Origin of the sequence: Mycobacterium sp. E342 (genome assembly GCF_001667665.1) — a bacterium.
Lineage (GTDB): Bacteria > Actinomycetota > Actinomycetes > Mycobacteriales > Mycobacteriaceae > Mycobacterium.
In genome coordinates, this window is sequence record NZ_LZJM01000070.1 from 25290 (window position 1) to 43910 (window position 18621).

The 18621-nt window shown below is 66.9% G+C and carries 22 protein-coding genes; 8 read left to right on the top strand and 14 right to left on the bottom strand.

Annotated features, from left to right (window positions below):
- Positions 1 to 204 precede the first annotated feature (204 nt).
- Positions 205 to 648 carry a limonene-1,2-epoxide hydrolase family protein gene (locus A5692_RS03430; RefSeq protein WP_068052066.1) on the bottom strand — a complete coding sequence of 148 codons (444 nt, stop codon included), beginning with the start codon at positions 646 to 648 and terminating at the stop codon, positions 205 to 207.
- Between the two features lie 79 nt (positions 649 to 727).
- On the opposite strand from A5692_RS03430, the gene A5692_RS03435 reads away from it, so the two are divergent.
- Positions 728 to 1075 carry a hypothetical protein gene (locus A5692_RS03435; protein WP_068052068.1) on the top strand — a complete coding sequence of 116 codons (348 nt, stop codon included), beginning with the start codon at positions 728 to 730 and terminating at the stop codon, positions 1073 to 1075.
- On the opposite strand, the gene A5692_RS03440 is transcribed toward A5692_RS03435, so the two are convergent.
- From A5692_RS03440 to A5692_RS03465, 6 genes are all read right to left on the bottom strand, one after another.
- A complete protein-coding gene (locus tag A5692_RS03440; protein ID WP_068052071.1) occupies positions 1072 to 2403 on the bottom strand; it encodes a cytochrome P450 in 1332 nt (443 codons plus the stop codon). The genes A5692_RS03435 and A5692_RS03440 overlap by 4 nt on opposite strands.
- A gap of 53 nt (positions 2404 to 2456) precedes the next feature.
- Positions 2457 to 2876: a lipoprotein LpqH gene (locus A5692_RS03445; RefSeq protein WP_068052074.1), complete on the bottom strand. Its 420-nt coding sequence runs from the start codon at positions 2874 to 2876 to the stop codon at positions 2457 to 2459.
- A 13-nt stretch (positions 2877 to 2889) separates the two neighbouring features.
- Positions 2890 to 3720: an SDR family oxidoreductase gene (locus A5692_RS03450; protein WP_068052076.1), complete on the bottom strand. Its 831-nt coding sequence runs from the start codon at positions 3718 to 3720 to the stop codon at positions 2890 to 2892.
- 6 nt (positions 3721 to 3726) lie between these two features.
- On the bottom strand, positions 3727 to 4200 hold the full coding sequence (locus tag A5692_RS03455; protein WP_197514342.1) for an SRPBCC family protein: 474 nt from the start codon (positions 4198 to 4200) through the stop codon (positions 3727 to 3729).
- Positions 4201 to 4238: 38 nt separating this feature from the next.
- Positions 4239 to 4676, bottom strand: coding sequence for a resuscitation-promoting factor RpfC (gene rpfC, locus A5692_RS03460; RefSeq protein WP_068052080.1), 438 nt, complete (start codon positions 4674 to 4676; stop codon positions 4239 to 4241).
- Between the two features lie 105 nt (positions 4677 to 4781).
- The gene (locus tag A5692_RS03465) at positions 4782 to 5366 is read right to left on the bottom strand and encodes a chorismate mutase (protein ID WP_068052082.1); all 585 of its coding nucleotides are present in this window, start codon (positions 5364 to 5366) and stop codon (positions 4782 to 4784) included.
- A gap of 54 nt (positions 5367 to 5420) precedes the next feature.
- Here A5692_RS03465 and A5692_RS03470 point away from each other — a divergent pair, with 54 nt between their 5' ends.
- Complete coding sequence (locus A5692_RS03470) at positions 5421 to 6038, top strand: hypothetical protein (RefSeq protein ID WP_197514340.1); 618 nt, start codon at positions 5421 to 5423, stop codon at positions 6036 to 6038.
- Between the two features lie 86 nt (positions 6039 to 6124).
- On the opposite strand, the gene ag85B is transcribed toward A5692_RS03470, so the two are convergent.
- Positions 6125 to 7117, bottom strand: coding sequence for a diacylglycerol acyltransferase/mycolyltransferase Ag85B (gene ag85B / locus A5692_RS03475; RefSeq protein ID WP_068052084.1), 993 nt, complete (start codon positions 7115 to 7117; stop codon positions 6125 to 6127).
- A gap of 421 nt (positions 7118 to 7538) precedes the next feature.
- Between ag85B and A5692_RS03480 the strand changes: the two genes are divergently transcribed.
- A complete protein-coding gene (locus tag A5692_RS03480) occupies positions 7539 to 8645 on the top strand; it encodes a hypothetical protein (protein ID WP_068052088.1) in 1107 nt (368 codons plus the stop codon).
- Between the two features lie 18 nt (positions 8646 to 8663).
- Here the strand turns inward: A5692_RS03480 and A5692_RS03485 are convergent, their stop codons facing one another.
- Genes A5692_RS03485 through A5692_RS03495 form a run of 3 tightly spaced genes read right to left on the bottom strand, consistent with a single transcriptional unit; the run spans position 8664 to position 11535 of the window.
- Entirely contained in the window at positions 8664 to 9212 is a 549-nt protein-coding gene (locus A5692_RS03485) for a YceI family protein (protein WP_068052091.1), read from the bottom strand.
- Between the two features lie 13 nt (positions 9213 to 9225).
- Positions 9226 to 10239: an alcohol dehydrogenase catalytic domain-containing protein gene (locus A5692_RS03490; protein ID WP_068052094.1), complete on the bottom strand. Its 1014-nt coding sequence runs from the start codon at positions 10237 to 10239 to the stop codon at positions 9226 to 9228.
- Positions 10240 to 10248: 9 nt separating this feature from the next.
- The gene (locus A5692_RS03495) at positions 10249 to 11535 is read right to left on the bottom strand and encodes a cytochrome P450 (protein WP_068052097.1); all 1287 of its coding nucleotides are present in this window, start codon (positions 11533 to 11535) and stop codon (positions 10249 to 10251) included.
- Between the two features lie 211 nt (positions 11536 to 11746).
- On the opposite strand from A5692_RS03495, the gene A5692_RS03500 reads away from it, so the two are divergent.
- The 3 genes from A5692_RS03500 (at position 11747) to A5692_RS03510 (ending at position 12752) form a co-directional block, all read left to right on the top strand.
- Positions 11747 to 12145 (top strand): hypothetical protein, encoded by a 399-nt coding sequence (locus A5692_RS03500; RefSeq protein WP_068052100.1) that lies wholly within the window; start codon positions 11747 to 11749, stop codon positions 12143 to 12145.
- A gap of 11 nt (positions 12146 to 12156) precedes the next feature.
- Complete coding sequence (locus A5692_RS03505) at positions 12157 to 12447, top strand: hypothetical protein (protein WP_068052103.1); 291 nt, start codon at positions 12157 to 12159, stop codon at positions 12445 to 12447.
- Positions 12448 to 12521: 74 nt separating this feature from the next.
- Positions 12522 to 12752, top strand: a complete 231-nt coding sequence (locus tag A5692_RS03510) for a hypothetical protein (RefSeq protein WP_068052106.1) — start codon at positions 12522 to 12524, stop codon at positions 12750 to 12752.
- A 10-nt stretch (positions 12753 to 12762) separates the two neighbouring features.
- Here A5692_RS03510 and A5692_RS03515 read toward each other — a convergent pair whose 3' ends face one another.
- Positions 12763 to 13893 (bottom strand): nitronate monooxygenase, encoded by a 1131-nt coding sequence (locus A5692_RS03515; RefSeq protein WP_068052119.1) that lies wholly within the window; start codon positions 13891 to 13893, stop codon positions 12763 to 12765.
- Between the two features lie 136 nt (positions 13894 to 14029).
- On the bottom strand, positions 14030 to 14494 hold the full coding sequence (locus A5692_RS03520) for a hypothetical protein (RefSeq protein WP_068052122.1): 465 nt from the start codon (positions 14492 to 14494) through the stop codon (positions 14030 to 14032).
- 180 nt (positions 14495 to 14674) lie between these two features.
- Here A5692_RS03520 and A5692_RS03525 point away from each other — a divergent pair, with 180 nt between their 5' ends.
- Positions 14675 to 16606, top strand: coding sequence for an NAD(P)/FAD-dependent oxidoreductase (locus tag A5692_RS03525; RefSeq protein WP_068052125.1), 1932 nt, complete (start codon positions 14675 to 14677; stop codon positions 16604 to 16606).
- Between the two features lie 10 nt (positions 16607 to 16616).
- The gene (locus tag A5692_RS03530) at positions 16617 to 17642 is read left to right on the top strand and encodes an alcohol dehydrogenase catalytic domain-containing protein (protein ID WP_068052128.1); all 1026 of its coding nucleotides are present in this window, start codon (positions 16617 to 16619) and stop codon (positions 17640 to 17642) included.
- On the opposite strand, the gene A5692_RS03535 is transcribed toward A5692_RS03530, so the two are convergent.
- The gene (locus A5692_RS03535) at positions 17643 to 18554 is read right to left on the bottom strand and encodes a class I SAM-dependent methyltransferase (RefSeq protein ID WP_068052131.1); all 912 of its coding nucleotides are present in this window, start codon (positions 18552 to 18554) and stop codon (positions 17643 to 17645) included.
- Positions 18555 to 18621: the final 67 nt, after the last annotated feature.

The following is an 18621-nucleotide window of genomic DNA, read 5'->3' on the forward strand; positions in this document are numbered from 1 at the left end:
TCGGCGGGGGATCAGGCCCACCTCTACGGCTACTTCAGGCTCACTCCGCGATGACGGCGCTTGAGCTCCGATTCCGAACCCCGTGCCGTCCACTGCGTTCACGTCGAATCACCAACGGCATTCCCGGAACGACCGAACGCTTGAGCGCGACACCGACCCCCTGATGATCGAGGAATGGCCGGCCGTCGTTGGCGACACGACTCGTCAGACCAGCCCCGAAGCGTCGAATACCCAGCTGGTGTCCGCGTTTGCGAGGTTCTCGAAGTGGTTCGGGGGAGCGAAGGCCACCAACGAGTTCATGTCCCAATAGTCTTTCCAGACGGTGATCTTGCCGTCTAAGACCTTGTGGACCGTCACGAACCGCAGCACGCCTTGCTCGCCCGACGCGAACGTCCATGTCTCGGAATGCTCATACATCACGTCGGAACCGTTGGACACCAGCACTCCGTCGTGATTCTCGTAGCCCGCCAGGGGCTCGAGACCCATCTTGAGCCGCTTGACGATGTCTTCCGGTCCGCGCGCCGACAGCGCGGGCACCGGCATGTCGACGTACAGGCAGTCATCGGACAGGAACGTCTTGACCGCGTCCCAATCCCGCCGCGAAAGCGCCCGCCACAACCCGAGTACGGCGTCCTCGACCGAGATCATAGAGGTTTCTGTCATAGCGCAAATAAACTCGGTAACCGCACAGGTGTCAACACCCACCGGACCCTGAAGGATGAGATCCATGAGCGGACGGGCAAAGATCCTGATCGCGATCGCCGTGGCCGCGATGCTGGCCGGGATATGCGGGGCCATCGCTTACGGATACTGGGGCACCAGCCAGGATTGTCGCGACTGGGTGGCCGCCAACGGCTACCGGCTGACACGCGACGACTGGTGGGCGAAGACACGCGGCTGCGCGGCCAGGACACCGGCCGGTGACGAGGTGATCCACAGCGAAGGCTTGGCCCGTAAGGCGGTCGGGTGGGTCTGGCAGGTGGCGATCTTCGCGGCGGGCGCCCTGCCGACGGCGATCATTCTCGCGCTCTTCGCTTTTCGATGGCGCGGCGATTCCCTCGGCGGGAAGCCCTAGCCGTCCACGCGAGCCATCGACCGCGCCGGCCCCAGCGCCACCGGTAGAGACGACCAGCCCCGCAGTACACGCGTGTCGCGCCTGCTTCCCGCACCCGCCGCGCGCACCTCGGGAAAACGGTCGAAGAAGGTTCGGAGCCCGACTTCGCCCTCGGTGCGCGCCAGCGCCGCGCCCAGGCAGAAGTGCCGGCCGCCGGAAAACGCGAGATGCCTTCCCGCGTTGGGCCGTTCGATGTCGAAGCGGTGCGGGTCGTCGAAGACCGACGGGTCGCGGTTGGCGGCGGCGAGATAGACGATCACCAAGTCGCCCGGGCGCAGCTGTTCGCCGGCCAACTCGACGTCGTTCAGCGCCACCCTCCCGGTCAGCTGCACCGGCGACTCCAGCCGCAATATCTCCTCGACGGCGTTGGGCCACAGCTCGGGCCGTTGGCGCAAGGCGTCAAGGCGGCCCGGCGCGTCCAGCAGCATGCGGATCCCGTTGCCCAGCAGATTGACCGTGGTCTCGAACCCGGCCGCCAACACCAGTCCGGCGATCGCTTGCAGCTCGTTCTGATCCAAATATGTTTCGGCCGAACCGCTTTCGGCTATCTGGATCAGCTGGCTCATCAAGTTGTCGCTCGGGGTGCGCCGCAACTCGCTCAAATGCTCGGCGAGCCAGGAGCTGAAGCCGGCGAGCCCGCGCTGCACGCTGCGGTACTGCCGCCACGTCAGGCCGATGTCCAGGCTCGGTGCCGCGAGCTCACCGAATTCCAAGACGCGCGGCCGTTCTCGTTCGGGGACGCCGAGGATGTCGCTGATGATCGCGACCGGAAGTTGCGAGCAATATCGCCCCACGATGTCAACGACGTCGGAGGCGCCGGACTCGGCGGCCAGCTGATCGAGCAGGCCGGCGGCGGTCTGCTCGACGCGATCTCGTAGCGCGGCGACCGCCCGGGGAGTGAATACCGCCGACACCGTCTTGCGGTAGCGGGTGTGGTCCGGCGGCTCGACGGCGAGCAGTGACGGGGCGCGCAGCGGATGCAGCAGATCGTCGCGGGTGCGGCCCTCCAGCCACCGCAGCGGCCGTGGCAGGTTCGCTCCGAACACCAGCACGCGGAAGTCGTCGGACCGCAACAGCTCGTGGGCGAGGGCGTGGTCGACGGTCAGGTAACTGACGCGGCCCTTGACCAACGGCCCCGCTGCCCGCAGTTGGTCGTAGAACGGAACCGGATCGGCGGCGACCCGCGGGTCGGCGATCAGCCTGGCGTGCAGGTCACCCCGCCGGACCCCGAGCGTCGCGACGCCCCGGATGAAACCGTGCATCGCAAACCAGTGCAATCGCTCCTTCACCGGCGCCTCCCTCGGTCGATGTCACCGAGCCTAGGCCCGGACGCCCCGCCGGGTCAGCACTCGGCGATGATCTTGAACTCTGTCGTCACCACTTTGTCGGGGTTGCTGCTGTTGATGCCGTACGCGCTGCCGGTGATCGTGTACGCGTCGTTGGTGATGTCGGCGTGCGCGTCGCCCACCCCGCCTTCCCAGAAGCTGCCGGTGAACCCGTCGACGTTGCGGATCTTCACCCACTGGGGCATCGCTCGGTAGCCGCTGGTCAGCACCACCGCCTCGACGCCGCCGTCACGGTCCTTGATGTCGATCGTGCGGTACTGCTGGTTCTGGCTGCATGCCGGCGGGCGTGTCGTGTGGGTGGCGCCGTCGATGGTCAGACGGGCCGCCTTCCGGGGTACCGTCGGCGCCGCGCCGCAACCCGCGACGCCGACACCGGCGATGAGAACGAGAACAACCGCGTGTAACCGGTGTCGCACCGGTTCACCTCCTTCACTGCCGCTTGGGCATCAGCGCGGGTAGGGATTTGACGATGCTGCGTCGGACGAACTCCGGGCTCAGACCCTTGAACAAGTCGATCAGGCGAATGCTCTTGGGCACGTACCAGTGCAACCGCTTCGGGTGGTGGTAAGCCTGCCACGCCGCTTCCGCCACACTGCTTGCCGGCATCAACCGCAGCATGCCCTTCTTCGGCGCGACGGCCTGCAGTTCCTCCGCCGTCATCGGCGCCGCGCGGTCGTCGGAGTGGTTGGTCGTCGTGGTCAGGATCGCGGTGTCGATCAGGCCCGGGAGAACGTCCGCGACGCGGACGCCGTGCCGGCCCCATTCGACGCTCAGCGCCTCGGTCAGCCCTTTGACCGCGTGCTTGGTCGACGAATACACGGCCAGGCGCGGCATGCCGTAGGTCGCCGACGAAGACGACGTCGAGAACATCAGGCTGCCCGGCGTCTTCTTCAGATACGGCAACGATGCGTAGGCGCCGGTGAGCACGGCCTTGTAATTGATGTCGACGAGGCGCATCGCGGCCTCGTACGGCACGTCCTCGAACCACCCGGATTCACCGATGCCGGCGTTGTTCCACATCATGTCGAGCCCGCCGCCGCTGTTGCCGGCGCAGAAGTCGGCCAGGGCGCCCTCGAGCGCCGCCTTGTCCGTCACGTCAACCCGGCGGGTCCACAGCCGGTCGCCCAGTTCTTCTCGCAGCGTCGTGAGGCCGTCGTCGTTGCGGTCCACGGCGCCGACTCGCCAGCCCTTGGCGTGGAACAGCTTTGCGCCCTCCCGGCCCATGCCGCTGCCCGCGCCGGTGATGAAGATCGATTTCACGGCGCGTCAGTCCGCTTCGACCACGTCTTTGATGCGGTTCAGCGTTTTCGTCATGTCCCGAACGTTGCGCCGCTTGCGCAGAAAACCACCGAGCAACCAGTAGATGCCCAGCCATGGCGCCGGGTTGAGCCGGAACGATTCCGTGACGTCCGTGCCGCCGCCGCTTGGCGCCAATCGGTAGTGCCAGTTGTTGACCGCCCGATCGCCGAGCAGCACCGCGAAGCCGAATTCGCGGCCGGGCTCACACGCGGTGATCTCGCACGTCGTCCAATACACCGGCCCGATCTCGTTACGCCGCACGTGACCGCGGAATTTGGCGCCGAGAGCGGGACCATTCGCGTCGCCCAGCCACTCGGCCTCGAACACTTCGGGGGAGAACCGTCCGATATTGCCGACGTTTGCGATCAGATCCCAGATCTTGTCCGCGGGCGCCGCCATGTGAACAGTCGCCGAACCTTCCATGGCCTGATCCAAACACAGCTTGCTGTCCGGTCATAGACCGCGACGGTGGTTGATCGTCAGCGCGGGACCGCCGCCTGGATCAGCCCGTTGATGATCTCCTTGATGCCCTGCGCCGGGTGCGAGTACCAGCCGATCGGCAGGCCCGAGGCGGCGCCACACTTGGGCCAAGCCTCCACACCCTGGTCGGCGAAAACCCGGTTGGCTACGGCGATTTGCTGCTCCCTGGACGCGGCCGCCGGGTTGCCGACACCGCCGTAGCGTTCCCAGGTGCCCGGTTTGAATTGGAGCCCACCGTATTCGCCGTTTCCGGTGTTGGCGTGCCAGTTGCCACCGGATTCGCACTGGGCGATCGCGTCCCAGTTGGGGGTGGGGGCCGAGGTGGCCACACCGGTGGACGAAGCTATCGACGCTGCAACGAACCCGCCGACCGCCAGGGACTTGACGAGAGGCTTGCAGAGAATTTTCATGTCCTGGATTTCGGCCGCCGTGGCCAAAGCGTTACCTATTCGAAAATGCCACGAGATTGGCCTTCTATCTGCGGATATGCGCTTATTGCGAAGGCGAAAGAAAGTGTTAGAAAGCGATGAGGAAAAACTAAATTATTGCTGGCAATATGACCGAGTCGCTAACGCCAGCGCCCGTTGATAGAGACCGTCGAGCCGGCGCGCGCCGGTGACCTCGCGGCTGGCGAGGTCGAGCTGCCCGGGGCATGCCGGCGAGTGCAGCAGGTCCCACCCGGTCACCACCTGGGACAGCATCGTCTGATTGAGGGTGTCGATCGACGATCGGGACGCCGACAGATCCTCCGCCCCGGTGGGGGCCGCCGCGGGGTCGAGCTTCCAATCCGCGAACCGGGCGTATTCGATGCCCTCGGTAGCGCTGATCTGGTCGCCGAAGATCCGGGTGACGTAATCGGGATCGATCTGCCGGGCGGCGGCCTGGGCGGCCATGTTCGCGAGTTCTTGCCGGACGCGGACCTGGTCTTCGATGGCCCCGTGGGTGGTCCACTTGAAGGCGGCCACCGGCTCGGCGATCTGTAACCGCTGCGCCGCGGCGTCGACCAAATCGTGCAGTGGACTGGTCTCGTCCGCCCGCACCGGCGCTGCGACCAGGATCGCCATCCCGCCGATCACGCCGCCGCAGCAGCGGGCGATCCGGGTGATGCGGCGGCTGTTCATAGCCATGATTCTGCGGCAGCCCCGGGCATCCGGGCCTTTCGGCGTTAGCCTGAATTGCTGATGTCGTCGACCATGGACAGCCGCGGCCCACGCCGCGTTGGCGGAATGCGTGGGAAGACGTTGCGCTCGAAGCAGATTCGCGCGCTGATCGCTGTTGCGCTGGCGATCCCGCTGCTGCTGGGCGCACTGTTCCTGCTGGTCGATCGCCTCCATTCGACGCCGGCCGAGGCCCTCGAGCATCCCGTCAGCCCGGTCAGCGACGGCCAGTCGAGGGCTCAGGCCGTTCAGGCGGCCCAGAGCGTCGTGGCCGTGACGGGCCTGCAGACGTCGTCGGCCGGCTACGCGCTGATGTCCTGCAAAGACCGCGACAACCCGCCGTATCAAGGCTCGGTCTACCTGACGTTCGCGGTGCCCGCGGAGGCACCGGCCGACGCCTACTTCGCCCGAATCGCCGCGACGCTGGCCGGGCACGGCTGGGCCGAGGGCCTGCCGCCCAACAATCATGCGTGGGCCAGGACGCTCACCAAGGACAGCGTCACCGTGATCATCTACCGCCACGACGACGAACCGGGGCTGGGCGTCCTACGGGTCTACGGCGAATGCCGGAACATGAACGACCATCGCCGCGACGCCACGACGTGGACCGATGTCACCGACCAATTCCCCCGGCCGAGGTGAAGGGCTCAGACCAAGGGACCACGACGTGCTACTGCGCCCGACGGCGTCGTCGTCAGGCGCAGTAGCGACCTCGGGTCAGGTGGTGGTTATCCGCCGCCGCCGGGCGTGGCACCCAGGGTGCCCTGCAGGTCCGGCTTCATGGCGTTCAGCTGAGCTCCCCAGTATTCCCAGCTGTGGGTCCCGTTGGCGTTGAAGTTGAACACCGCGTTGTGGCCGCCGGCCGCGTTGTAGGCGTCCTGGAACTTCAGGTTGCTGCTGCGCACGAAGTTCTCCAGGAACTCGGCGGGCATGTTGGCCCCGCCCAGCTCCGACGGTGTGCCGTTACCGCAGTAGATCCAGAGGCGGGTGTTGTTGCCCACCAGCTTCGGGATCTGTAGTGAGGGGTCGTTGCGCTGCCACGCGGGGTCGCTCGACGGGCCCCACATGTCGCTGGCCTTGTAGCCGCCGGCGTCGCCCATCGCGAGGCCGATCAGCGAGGGACCCATACCCTGCGAGGGGTCCATCAGGGCCGACAGCGAACCCGCATAGATGAACTGGTTCGGGTGGTAGGCGGCCAGGATCAGCGCTGAAGAACCGGCCATGGAGATGCCGACCGCGGCGCTGCCCGTCGACTTGACGCTCTTGTTGGAGGCCAGGTATTGCGGCAGCTCACTGGTCAGGAAGGTCTCCCACTTGTACGTCGAGCAACCGGCCTTACCGCAGGCCGGGCTGTACCAGTCGCTGTAGAAGCTGGACTGGCCGCCGACGGGCATGACGATCGACAGGCCGGACTGGTAGTACCACTCGAACGCCGGGGTGTTGATGTCCCAGCCGTTGTAGTCGTCCTGGGCCCGCAACCCGTCGAGCAGGTACACCGCGGGGGAGCCGTTGCCGCCGCTCTGGAATTGGACCTTGATGTTGCGGCCCATCCCCGCCGACGGCACCTGCAGGTATTCGACGGGCAGACCGGGGCGGGAGAAGGCTCCCGCGGTCGGCGCGCCGCCGGCAAGACCGATCAGGCCCGGCAGGGTGACAGCCGCTGCCACACCGACTAAAAGCCGGCGCCCCCAGGCCCGGACCATCTCGCTCAGATCTGTCATACCTGCCCCTTGTCGTATGTGATCGACGTCTCAGGCAGGAATTTACCGTGCGAATAGGCAGAATGTCGATCGGGACGCGAGGTGATCTCGGTTTGATATCGCTTTTCCCGCGTCATTTCACCCCGGGATAACAGCGCGGCGACATTGACGCCGCTTGACCCGCGGACGTCCGTTGCCTCACCCGCCCGTCCAGTCGGCGCATCCGCTGCGCGTGATCCGGCCGGTTGGCCGGTGACGGGCGACCGGGCAGCCGGGGCAGCCGGACTTGCGCCGACCGCGTAGGCTCTCACGAAGCAAGCCGATGGAGACCACGTTTTCTCGGTCCGTTCCGGCTCTCACGAACCACCTCACCAGGGATTTCTGGTGCGCGTCGGTGCGGGTGAGGGTGTCGGAGGCCCGGGACCGATTGGGGCAATGAGTTTTGGACACGGTACTTGGGCTATCAGTGACGCCGACCGCCATCGGCTGGGTCCTCGCTGAGGGACACGGCGCGGACGGCACCATCCTGGATCATCAGGAGCTGGCCCTGCACACCGGCCGCGGCGCGCGCGCCGCCAGTACCGCGGAACAAGTGGTGGATGAGATCGCGCGGGTGGAAGCCCAGGCGGCCGCCAGCGAGCATCGCCTGCGGATCATCGGGGTGACGTGGAACGACGAGGCAGCCGCGCAGGCCGCGCTGCTGCTGGAAGCGCTGACCGACGCCGGCTTCGACAACGTCGTGCCGGTCCGCCAACTCGAGGCTATCGAGACGCTGGCGCAGGCCATCGCACCGGTGATCGGCTACGAGCAGACCGCGGTCTGCATCCTCGAACACGATTCGACGACCGTCGTCATGGTCGACACCCACGGCGGGGAGACGCAGACGGCTACCAAGCAGGTGCGCGGCGGCTTCGACGGACTGACGCGCTGGCTGACCGGCATGTTCGACCGCAACGGATGGCAACCCGGCGGGGTCGTGGTCGTCGGCGCGCACAGCGACATCGACGGTTTCTCCTGGCAACTTGAAAATGCGCTGCCGGTACCGGTTTTCGTGCAAGCGATGGCTCAGGTGACAGTCGCGAGAGGCGCGGCGCTCACCGCCGCCCGCAGCACCGAGTTCACCGACGACCAGCTGGTGGTGGACGGCGGGGAACCCGCGGCCACGCCCGCGGCACCCCGGAAGCTGCCGTACACCGGCGCCGTGACCACTCTGGCCGCCGGTGTGGTCACGTTCGTCTCCTCGATATCGCTCGCGGTGGGCTTCCAGCTGGCCCCGGCGAGCAACTCCGCCCCACGGCACCCGGTGCATGCGCCGACCCCACAGGTCGCCGAGGCCGTGGCGCCGCCGCCGGCCGTCGCGCCTTTGACCCCCCAGGCGAAAGTGCCCGCGGGCGAACCGATCACGGAACCGACCGCGCCGGAGGTGCAGCAGCCGGACCTCAGCGGCCGGCAGCCGTACTTGACGCGGGTGCTCGAGCACATACCGGCCGACACCGGCGACCAAGCGGGCGACTCGGCAGCGCCTGCGCCCGCCCAGCCGCAACCCTGACGCCGACGGCCCCGTCGTTCAGACGTCTTTCGGGTGGGTTGCGGTGAAGGACACCACCACGTCGTCGGCGACCTTGAGCGAACCCATCAGCAGTGAGTACGGCTTGACGCCGTAATCGGTTTGGCGGACGGTCGATTCGGTGGACATGCGCCACGCATCCCCGAGATCCTCTGTGCGCAGTTCGATGACGTGATCGCGTGTCTTTCCCCGAATTTCGAGTTGGCCGGTGAGCCGGTACCCGTCGCCTGTCTTCTCGATGTTTTGTGCGGAGAAGCGGATCCCGGGAAACCTGGCCGCGTCCAACGACTTCAACGCGTTGGACCGCACCAAACCCTTTTCCGGCCCGGTCAATCCCTTCACGCCGCCCTCGCCGCGCAGCACCTCAAAGGAATCGACCTCGACGGCCAACTCGGCGGTGACGGGGTCGACACCGGCCCACGCCACCGTGGCTTCCCAGCGCGTCATCGCGATGGTGAGCCGGTGGCCCATCCGTGCGGCCCTGCCGGTGACGCCGGTGCGGATCAACAACTCACCGTCGGATGGGGTGAGGGTCCATAGCTCGGTCACGGACCGACTGTAGTCACATCGTCAAGACGGTGCGGTAGTGCGCTCGCCCCTGCTCCAGCGCCGCATAGCCTTCGGCCGCCTGCGACAGCGGCAACTCCTCGATCCAGGCGCGGACACCGGACAGGACCGCGAAATGCATCGTGTCCTCGATGTCTTTGGCCGTGCCGGAGGGGTGGCCGACGATGCTCACTCCCGGCGTGATCAGCTGCACGGGACTGATGGGCAGCGGGTCCGGGGTGACGCCGATGGTCACCAACTCGCCCTGTGGCGCCAGGCCGCCGACCGTGTCGGCCATGGCCTGGGAGTTGCCGGCGGTGCCCAGGACGACCGTTGCGCCGCCCAGGGCCTGCAGTGCGGCGGAGACGTCATCGCTGGTGGAGTCGATGTAATGGTGCGCGCCCAATTTCTTTGCGTCCTCGGCTTTGCCCGCGCCGCGCGCGATCGCGATGGTCTCGAACCCCATCGCGCGGGCGAACTGCAGGCCAAGATGGCCGAGGCCGCCGACGCCCAGGATCGCCACCCGGTCACCGGGCAGCGCCTTCGTGTGGCGCAGCGCGTTGTAGGTCGTGACGCCGGCGCACCCCATGGGGGCGGCTTCAGCGTCCGTGAGCTCCGATGGAATCCGGGCCAGCGCACTAGCCGGCACCGTCACCGATTCCGCGTAGCCGCCGGGGTAGTGCCAGCTGGGAACCTTGCCGTTGACGCAGTGGATGAAAATGCCTTTGCGGCAGGGGTCGCACTGATAACAGCAACCGCCGAACCAGCCGACCGCGACGCGGTCGCCGACGGCGAAGTTGTCCACGCCCTCGCCGAGTTCGGCTATGGTCCCGGCGATTTCGTGCCCCGGGGTCAGCGGCCAGGACATGTCCGGAAAACCGCCGTGCACGAAGGCGCGGTCGGTGCCGCATATCCCGCACGCGGTGACCGCGATGCGGACCTCGTCACGCCCGGGTGGGGGCGTTTCTACGTCGGCGAGCTCCAAAGGGCCGCCCACGGATTGAACCCGGACGGCTTGATGTGTCGGCATCGGCTTAGCCTAATGCGCGACAGGCTCTTTCGCCGCCCCGTCGGTGTGGTAGTCGACCTGCCAGTGCTTGATCCCGTTGAGCCAGCCCGACCGCAGCCGTTCGGGCTTCCCGATCGATTCCAGGTTCGGGATGCCGTCGGCGATCGCATTGAACATCAGGTCGATGGTCATCCGCGCCAGGTTAGCCCCGATGCAGTAATGCGCGCCGGTGCCACCGAATCCCACGTGCGGGTTGGGGTCACGAAGAATGTTGAAGGTGAACGGGTCCTCGAACACGTCCTCGTCGAAATTGGCCGAGCGGTAGACCATCACCACGCGCTGGCCCTTCTTGATCTGCACGCCGGACAGTTCGTAGTCCTCCAGGGCGGTGCGCTGGAATGACGTCACCGGCGTGGCCCAGCGGACGATCTCGTCAGCCGCGGTGGCAGGGCGCTCCTTTTTGAACAGCTCCCACTGATCGGGAAAATCGGTGAAGGCCATCATGCCCTGGGTGATGGAGTTGCGGGTGGTCTCGTTGCCGGCCACGGCAAGCAGGATGACGAAAAAGCCGAACTCGTCGTCGGAAAGCTTGTGGCCGTCGATGTCGGCCTGGACCAGCTTGGTGACGAGGTCTTCCCCCGGATTCTTCGCCCGATCGGCGGCCATCTGCATGCCGTACATGATGAGTTCGACGGACGCGGTCATGGCGTCGTTGGTGGCGAACTCGGGGTCCTGGTCGCCGACCATCTCGTTGGACCAGTGGAAAAGCTTCTTGCGTTCTTCCTGCGGCACGCCCATCAACCCGGCGATCGCCTGCAGCGGCAGCTCGCACGAGACCTGCTCGACGAAGTCACCGCGACCCTGGGCGGCCGCTTCCTCGACGATGTGCCGCGCCCGCTCGGCGAGGTCGCCGCGAAGGCGCTCGATGGCGCGCGGGGTGAAGGCGCGCGAGATGATCTTGCGCAGCCGGGTGTGCTGCGGCGCGTCCATGTTGAGCAGGACGTACTTACCCCGTTCGACCTGCTCGCCGACCGTGCCGTCCTTGTAGCGCGGCAGGGCGGTGTTCTTCAGGCTGGAGAAGACGTCGCTGCGCAGTGAGATCTCTTTGACGTCCTTGTGCTTGGTGACCACCCAGAAGCCGCCGTCGTCGAAGCCGCCCGCCCCGATCGGCTGCTCGTTCCACCAGATCGGCGCCGTCCGCCGCAGTTCGGCCAGTTCCTCCACCGGCAGCCGCTCGGCGTGGATGTCCGGATCGGTGAAGTCGAATCCGGGCGGGAGATTAGGGACCGGCTTGGCGGTTGGCTCGACGGTTGGCATGGCCCGCTCCTCGATGACGAAGTGGTCTAGTCGTCTTTGTGCAAATAAACCATTGCCGCACCACGGTTGGGAAGCGTTGACACAAGATCGCCGGATGGAAATTGGAACGTGTTCCTCGTTGCCCGACGGTCCGGCGGATACGGTCTTGTGGCCCGGGCCCCGATGGATATGCTTTGGTGCAGGTCACCGGCGACGACAGGCGGGGTGGAACATGATTCGGGAACTGCTCAGCGCCGCTGCTGCAGCGGGCATCGCGATTGGCGTGGCGCCGTGCGCGGCCGCCGGGTACGACGGCGACGTGCCGGGCATGAATTACCAGGCGTCGCTGGGCGCGCCGTGCGACAACTACGAGCGGTTCATCTTCGGCCGGGGCCCCAGCGGCCAGGCCGAGGCGTGCCACTTCCCGCCGCCCAACCAGTTCCCGGCGGCCACCACCGGGTACTGGGTCATGTCGTATCCGCTGTACGGGGTGCAGCAGGCCGGCGCGAAGTGCCCCGGGCCGCAGGCCGCCGCGCAGTCGGATCGCGGGCTGCCCATGCTGTGCCTGGGGGAGCGGGGTTGGCAGGAGGGATGGTTCACCGGGGCGGGGTTCTTCCCTCCGGCCGAATGAGCGGCTGAGCCATGAACGACGGCCGGTCCGGTGCGACGCCGATCCCGCGCTGGCTGCGGTTCGTCCTCGCGTCGGATCGCGCCGGCTCCGCGTGGTACATCGGGACCGGGTTCTTTTTCGCGCCGGTCCTGGCCGCGCTGTCGCCCTGGCCCGTCGTCACCGCCGTGCTCTGGGCGATCATCGGGCTGGCCGGGCTGTGGCTGGGTCTACTGGGTATCGCGATGGCCGTGGGCCTGGCCCGAGTGTTGCGGTCGGGGGCCGAGATCCCCGAATCTTATTGGCGCACTTTGGTGAACTACTGAGGCGGTGAACGACTGAGGCGCAGCGCCCGGGCTAGAGTCATAGCAACTGGTCCTGCGACAAGAGGAGACTCGAGATGGGCTTCAATCCGAAAGATGCGGTCGACGCGGCCAGGGACATCGCGACCAACGCGGTCGAGAAGGCCTCCGACATCGTCGAACACGCCAGCGACATCATCCGCGGCGATATCGCCGGCGGTGCCAGCGGGATCGTTCAGAACTCGATCGACATCGGCACGTACGCGGTGGACCGGACGAAGGAGATGTTCACCGGCCGCGGCGACGACGACGTCGACGACGAGGTCTAGCTAGCGCTCGTCAGACCGAGGCGGCCTCGTTGAGCTCGTCGAGCCTGTTGGTCGCTTCCAAGTACTCCTGCACCCAGCGCTCGATGACGGTGGCCGTCTTCTCCACCTTGGTGAACTGGCCGACGACCTGACCCACCGGGTTAAACGCGACGTCCACGCTCTCGTTCGGGTACCGATTGGTCGCCCGCACCGCCATCCCGGACACCATGTACTGCAGCGGCATACCGAGCGGCTTGGGGTTGTCCGGCTGTTCCCACGCCTCGGTCCAGTCGTTGCGCAGCATGCGAGCCGGCTTACCGGTGAACGACCGGCTGCGGACGGTGTCGCGGCTCCCCGCCTTGACGTATGCCTGCTGCTGGATCGGCGTGTTCGAGGATTCCTCGACCATCAGCCACTGCGAGCCCGTCCACGCACCTTGGGCGCCCAGCGCCAGCGCCGCCGCGATCTGCTGGCCGCTGCCGATACCGCCCGCCGCGAGCACCGGCACCGGGGCGACCTCCTTGACCACCTGCGGCCACAACACGATGGAGCCCACCTCGCCGCAGTGGCCGCCGGCCTCCCCGCCCTGGGCGATGATGATGTCGACGCCGGCATCGGCGTGCTTGCGAGCCTGCGAGGGGGAGCCGCACAGCGCGGCCACCTTGAGTCCCGCCTCGTGGATGTGCTTGATCATGTCGGCCGGCGGGGTGCCGAGTGCGTTGGCGATCATCTTCACCTTGGGGTGCTTGAGCGCCACCTCGACCTGCGGAGTGGCGGTCGCCTCGGTCCAGCCGAGCAGCTGCAGGCTGTCGCCGTCGCTGTCCTCGATGGGCACGCCGTGGTCGGCGAGGATCTTCTTGCCGAAGTCCAGGTGCTCCTGGGGCACCATCTTGCGCAGCGTCTCGGCGAGCTCCTCGGCGGACAGGTGCGAGTCCATGCCCTCGTACTTGTTGGGGATCACGATGTCGACGCCGTACGGGTGGTCGCCGATGTTCTCGTCGATCCAGTTGAGCTCGATTTCGAGCTGCTCGGGAGTGAAGCCGACCGCGCCGAGCACGCCGAACCCCCCGGCCTTGCTGACCGCGACCACGACATCACGACAGTGGGTGAACGCGAAGATCGGAAACTCGATGCCGAGCTCATCGCAAATGGCGGTGTGCATGCCTACTCCTGTGGGGCGCGGACCGATGCCAACAAATTGAAACGTGTTCTAGTTTAGTACGTACCTCATTGACGTGGCCAGCGGGTCCTGACCTGCGTTTTGTCACTACGACCCGTCACGGGGGCGCACAGGCCACTCAGATCGCCACACTGCGGGCGACCCACAGCGCCAGGAACGCCAACATGCAACCGGCACACACCAGATGATCCCGGCAGACCGACCGCGCCAGACGAGTCTGCTCGGGCGGGTCATCGGTCCGGCGCCCAAGTCGCACCGCGTCCGGAACCGTTTGCGTCAAAGCCACCATGACCGGGACCCCGGCGAGAACGGCCGAGAACACCAGAACCCACCACGGCTCCGGCCCGCGCACGAACTCGTAGGTCAACGCCCCCAACAACGCCACCATGACAACGGCGATCAGCCGGCTCATCGGGCGCGACGTGGTCGTCGCACGATGGTAGTAGGCCGCGATGGAATCGAGCACCGCATCGGGCAGACCGGTTGGGGCAGAACGGAACCGGAGAACCTGAACGTCGAATATCAAATCCATCCACAAGACGGCGAACAGGAATCCGCCGCAGGCCGTGAGCAACGAGGCCATGACGCTCCTCCATCTCCGACTCGCCGGGAGCACAGGTCGACGTGGACCCATTGTTTCGCAGCGACGCAAGCACGGTCAGGCTATTGATCCCTTCCCTCGCCAGCGGGTAGCGTAGTGCTGCCAATTACGACACGGCACGTAGCGTAATTAGAGCACCCGTCCGCCGAGAGGATCCGCTTGATGCGCAGCGCCTATGCCGGCGTTCCCTTCACCACGTCCACGGCGGAGATCCAAGCCGCCCTCGCGGACGTCAGCATTCCGACGCTGCTGCTTTCACTCGTGCACATCACCGGCGACCCCAGGTTCATCCGCGAGTTCAAGCAGATGGGCGTCTTCCTCAACGAGATCCAGGGCTTCATGTCCGAGGAGGACAAGGCCCGGGCCCGCGCCGCGGCCTTACCGGTGATCGCCGACTATCGGGACCGCGGTTGTCCCGAGCCGAAGCCACTCAGCCTTGACCTCATTCGGGAAATGATGGACTGGGCGGCCTGTGAGCACGTGACCGACGACTACCTGCCGCTGGTGCTGGAAGAGATGGACCTCGACGGCGTCGACCCGCGCCGCCCGCCGGCCGTGGCGGCCGAAATCGCGGCCGACACCCCGGTCCTGGTCGTCGGCTGTGGCGAATCGGGCATCCTGGCCGGAATCCGGCTCAAGCAGGCCAACATTGCCTTCACCATCGTGGAGAAGAACGCCGGCCCGGGCGGAACGTGGTGGGAGAACAGCTATCCCGGCGCCCGCGTCGACGTGGCAAACCATTTCTATTGCTACAGCTTCGAACCCAACAACGACTGGACGCATTTCTTCGCCGAACAGCACGAGCTGCAGGACTACTTCACGAAGGTCATGCACAAGCACGACCTGGCCGAGCACGTGCTGTGGAACACCGAAGTGCTGGCCGCCGAGTGGATCGACGAGGACGGCACCTGGAGCGTTCGGCTGCGCGGCGCAGGGGGCCAGACCAGGACGGTACGCGCCCGGGCCCTGATCACCGCGGTCGGTCAGCTCAACCGGCCCAGCATCCCCGACTTCGACGGGGCTGAGACGTTCGCCGGCCCGGCGTTCCATTCCGCCGCCTGGGACCACTCCGTCGACCTGAGCGGCAAGCGGGTGGCGCTCGTCGGCGCCGGCGCCAGCGGATTCCAGATCGCACCCGCTATCGCCCCAGAAGTCGAGCACCTCACCGTGTTTCAGCGGACGGCGCAGTGGATGTTCCCCAACCCGATGTACCACGACCAGGTCGGCGAGGGCATGCGCTGGGCGATGCGCCACCTGCCGTTCTACGGACGGTGGTACCGCTTCCTGGTGCTCTGGCCCGGCTCCGACAAGGGCCTGGACGCCGCGGAGAGCGACCCGGACTATGCCGACCAGGAGCATGCCGTCAGCGACATCAACGCCGCCGCCCAGATGATGTTCTCCCAATGGATCACCAGCCAGATCGGCGAGGGAGGCGAACTGCTGAGCAAGGTGATGCCCGACTATCCGGCCTGTGGCAAACGGACCCTGCAGGACAACGGCAGCTGGCTGCAGACGCTGCAACGGGACAACGTCGATCTGGTGCGCACACCGATCCGGCGGATCACCCCCCTCGGCATCGTCACCGAAGACGGTGTGACGCACGAGGCCGACGTCATCGTGTACGCCACGGGTTTCCGGCACACCGACGTGCTCTGGCCGCTGAAGATCACCGGCCGCGACGGCGTCGACCTGCACGAGTTGTGGGGGAGCCGGCCGTACGCCTACCTCGGCATCACCGTTCCGAAGTTCCCCAACCTGTTCATCATCTACGGACCGGGGACTCACCTGGCGCACGGGGGCAGCCTGATCTTCCAGTCCGAACTGCAGATGCGCTACATCGACCAGTGCCTGGCGCGGCTGACCGACTCAGACGTGCACTCGCTGGAACCGAAGCCCGAGGCCGCCATCGATTGGCACCAGCGCACCCAGACCCAGATCAAGAAGATGGTGTGGGCGCACCCCGCGGTCAAACACTCCTACTTCAAGAACGCCGACGGCGAGATCCACACCGTCAGCCCCTGGCGCCTCAACGAGTACTGGGCCGCCGTGCGCGAGCCCGACTGGTCACAGTTCGTCGTGCGACAAAGGAAGTGAGCGCCTCACCATGCGTACGGTAGTCGTCGACGGGCGGCACAGCGTCGGGCTCGAGACCCGGCCCGATCCCGCCCTTCCCGGCCCCGACGGGGCGATCGTCGAGGTCACCGCCGCCGGCATCTGCGGCTCCGATTTGCACTTCTACGAGGCGGATTTCCCGATGCCGGCCCCGATCGCGCTCGGCCACGAAGCGATCGGCACCGTCGTGGAAGTCGGCCGCGACGTGCGCACGATCAGAGTGGGTGACCCCGTCATGGTCTCGTCGGTGACCGGATGCGGCGCCTGCGCGGGATGCGCCACCCGCGATCCGGTCATGTGCCACAACGGCTTCCAGATCTTCGGCGGGGGCGTGCTGGGCGGCGCGCAGGCCGACCTGCTGGCCGTGCCGGCGGCCGACTTTCAGCTGCTCAAAATGCCGGAAGCCATCAGCACCGAACAGGCGTTGCTGCTCACCGACAATCTCGCCACCGGCTGGGCGGCGGCCCAACGCGCCGACATTCCGTTCGGGGGGACCGTTGCCGTCATCGGCCTGGGCGCTGTCGGCCTGTGCTCCCTCCGTAGTGCCCTATTTCAGGGCGCCGCAACGGTTTTCGCCGTCGATCAGGTCCAGGGACGGCTGGACCGCGCAGCGCGGTGGGGGGCGACGCCCCTGCGGGCCCCCGCGGTCGAGGCGATCCTCGAAGCCACCGGGGGCCGCGGCGCCGACGCGGTGATCGACGCCGTCGCCACCGACGCGTCCCTGACCGACGCGCTCAACGCGGTGCGGCCCGGCGGCACCGTCTCGGTTGTCGGCGTGCACGACATGAACCCGTTCCCGCTGAACGCCCTGGGGTGCCTGATCCGCAGCATCACGCTGCGGATGACCACGGCGCCGGTGCAGCGCACCTGGCCGGAACTGATCCCGCTGCTGCAGTCCGGGCGCCTCGACGTCGACGGCATCTTCACCACCACGCTGCCACTGGAGGAAGCGTCCAAGGGCTACGCCACCGCGGCATCCCGCTCGGGCGACGATGTGAAGATCCTGCTGACGCCCTAGCTACCGGGTCGCCGTGATGTATTGGGACCGCATGAAACCGTCGATCTTGACGTCGACGTCCGGCGGGGTCATGCCATAACCGGCCTGCAGATCGAGCGTGTTGCGGACGGGTTCAACCGCCCATCCGTGCGCGGCCAGCCGTTCGGCGGGGTCGGTCCGCGGCTCGTATGTCAGGGCGGAGAAGTCGACATCGCCGGACAGGTTGACGCCGGGATGAGCCGCCTCCAAGGCCTCGAGTTGGTCGTGATCCAGGCGGGACCCCAGCGCCCCGATGGCGATTCGGCTGCCGGGTGCACTGAGCCCGCTGATCCGGGTGAGGAGCGTGTTCTGGGCCTCGTCGGTGAGGTAGGGCAGCACTCCCTCCACCGACCAGGCGCTGGGGCGTTCCACGTCGAAGCCGGCGGCCTCCAGCGCCCTCGACCAGTCGGTGCGCAGGTCGGCGGCGACCTCGACCCTGGGGGCCTTGGGTTTGGCGCCGTGCTGGGCGAGCACGTGCGCCTTGAATTCCAGCACCTTCGGCAGATCGATCTCGAAAACCTTTGTGCCCTGCACCCATTCGAGTCGATATGCGCGGGAGTCCAGGCCGGCGGCGACGATCACCGCCTGGCGGATTCCCGCGGCGCCGGCCGCGAGGAAGAAGTCGTCGAAGAACCGGGTCTGCACCCCGTAGAGGCGGGGGAAGGCCATCTCGTCTTCGGACGTTCCTGGGTTGGCGATCAGGCCCGCCAGATACGGGTCGCCCGAGGCCTCGATGAAGGCTTTGGCGTAGTCGTCGCGGACCAGCGGTTGCGGGCTCAGCGCATGCAGCGCCCGCCAGCCGGCCACCAGCAACGCGGTGTAACCCACGCCGCTGACGATGTCCCAGTGGTCGTCGTCGGAACGCAGCGAGCCGAATTCGGGCGTCGCGCTCATGGTCGGGCCTCCCGTCAAAAATCCGGCCAACAAAAGCCGGAGTCGTCAACGTACCCGCAGTTCCTGT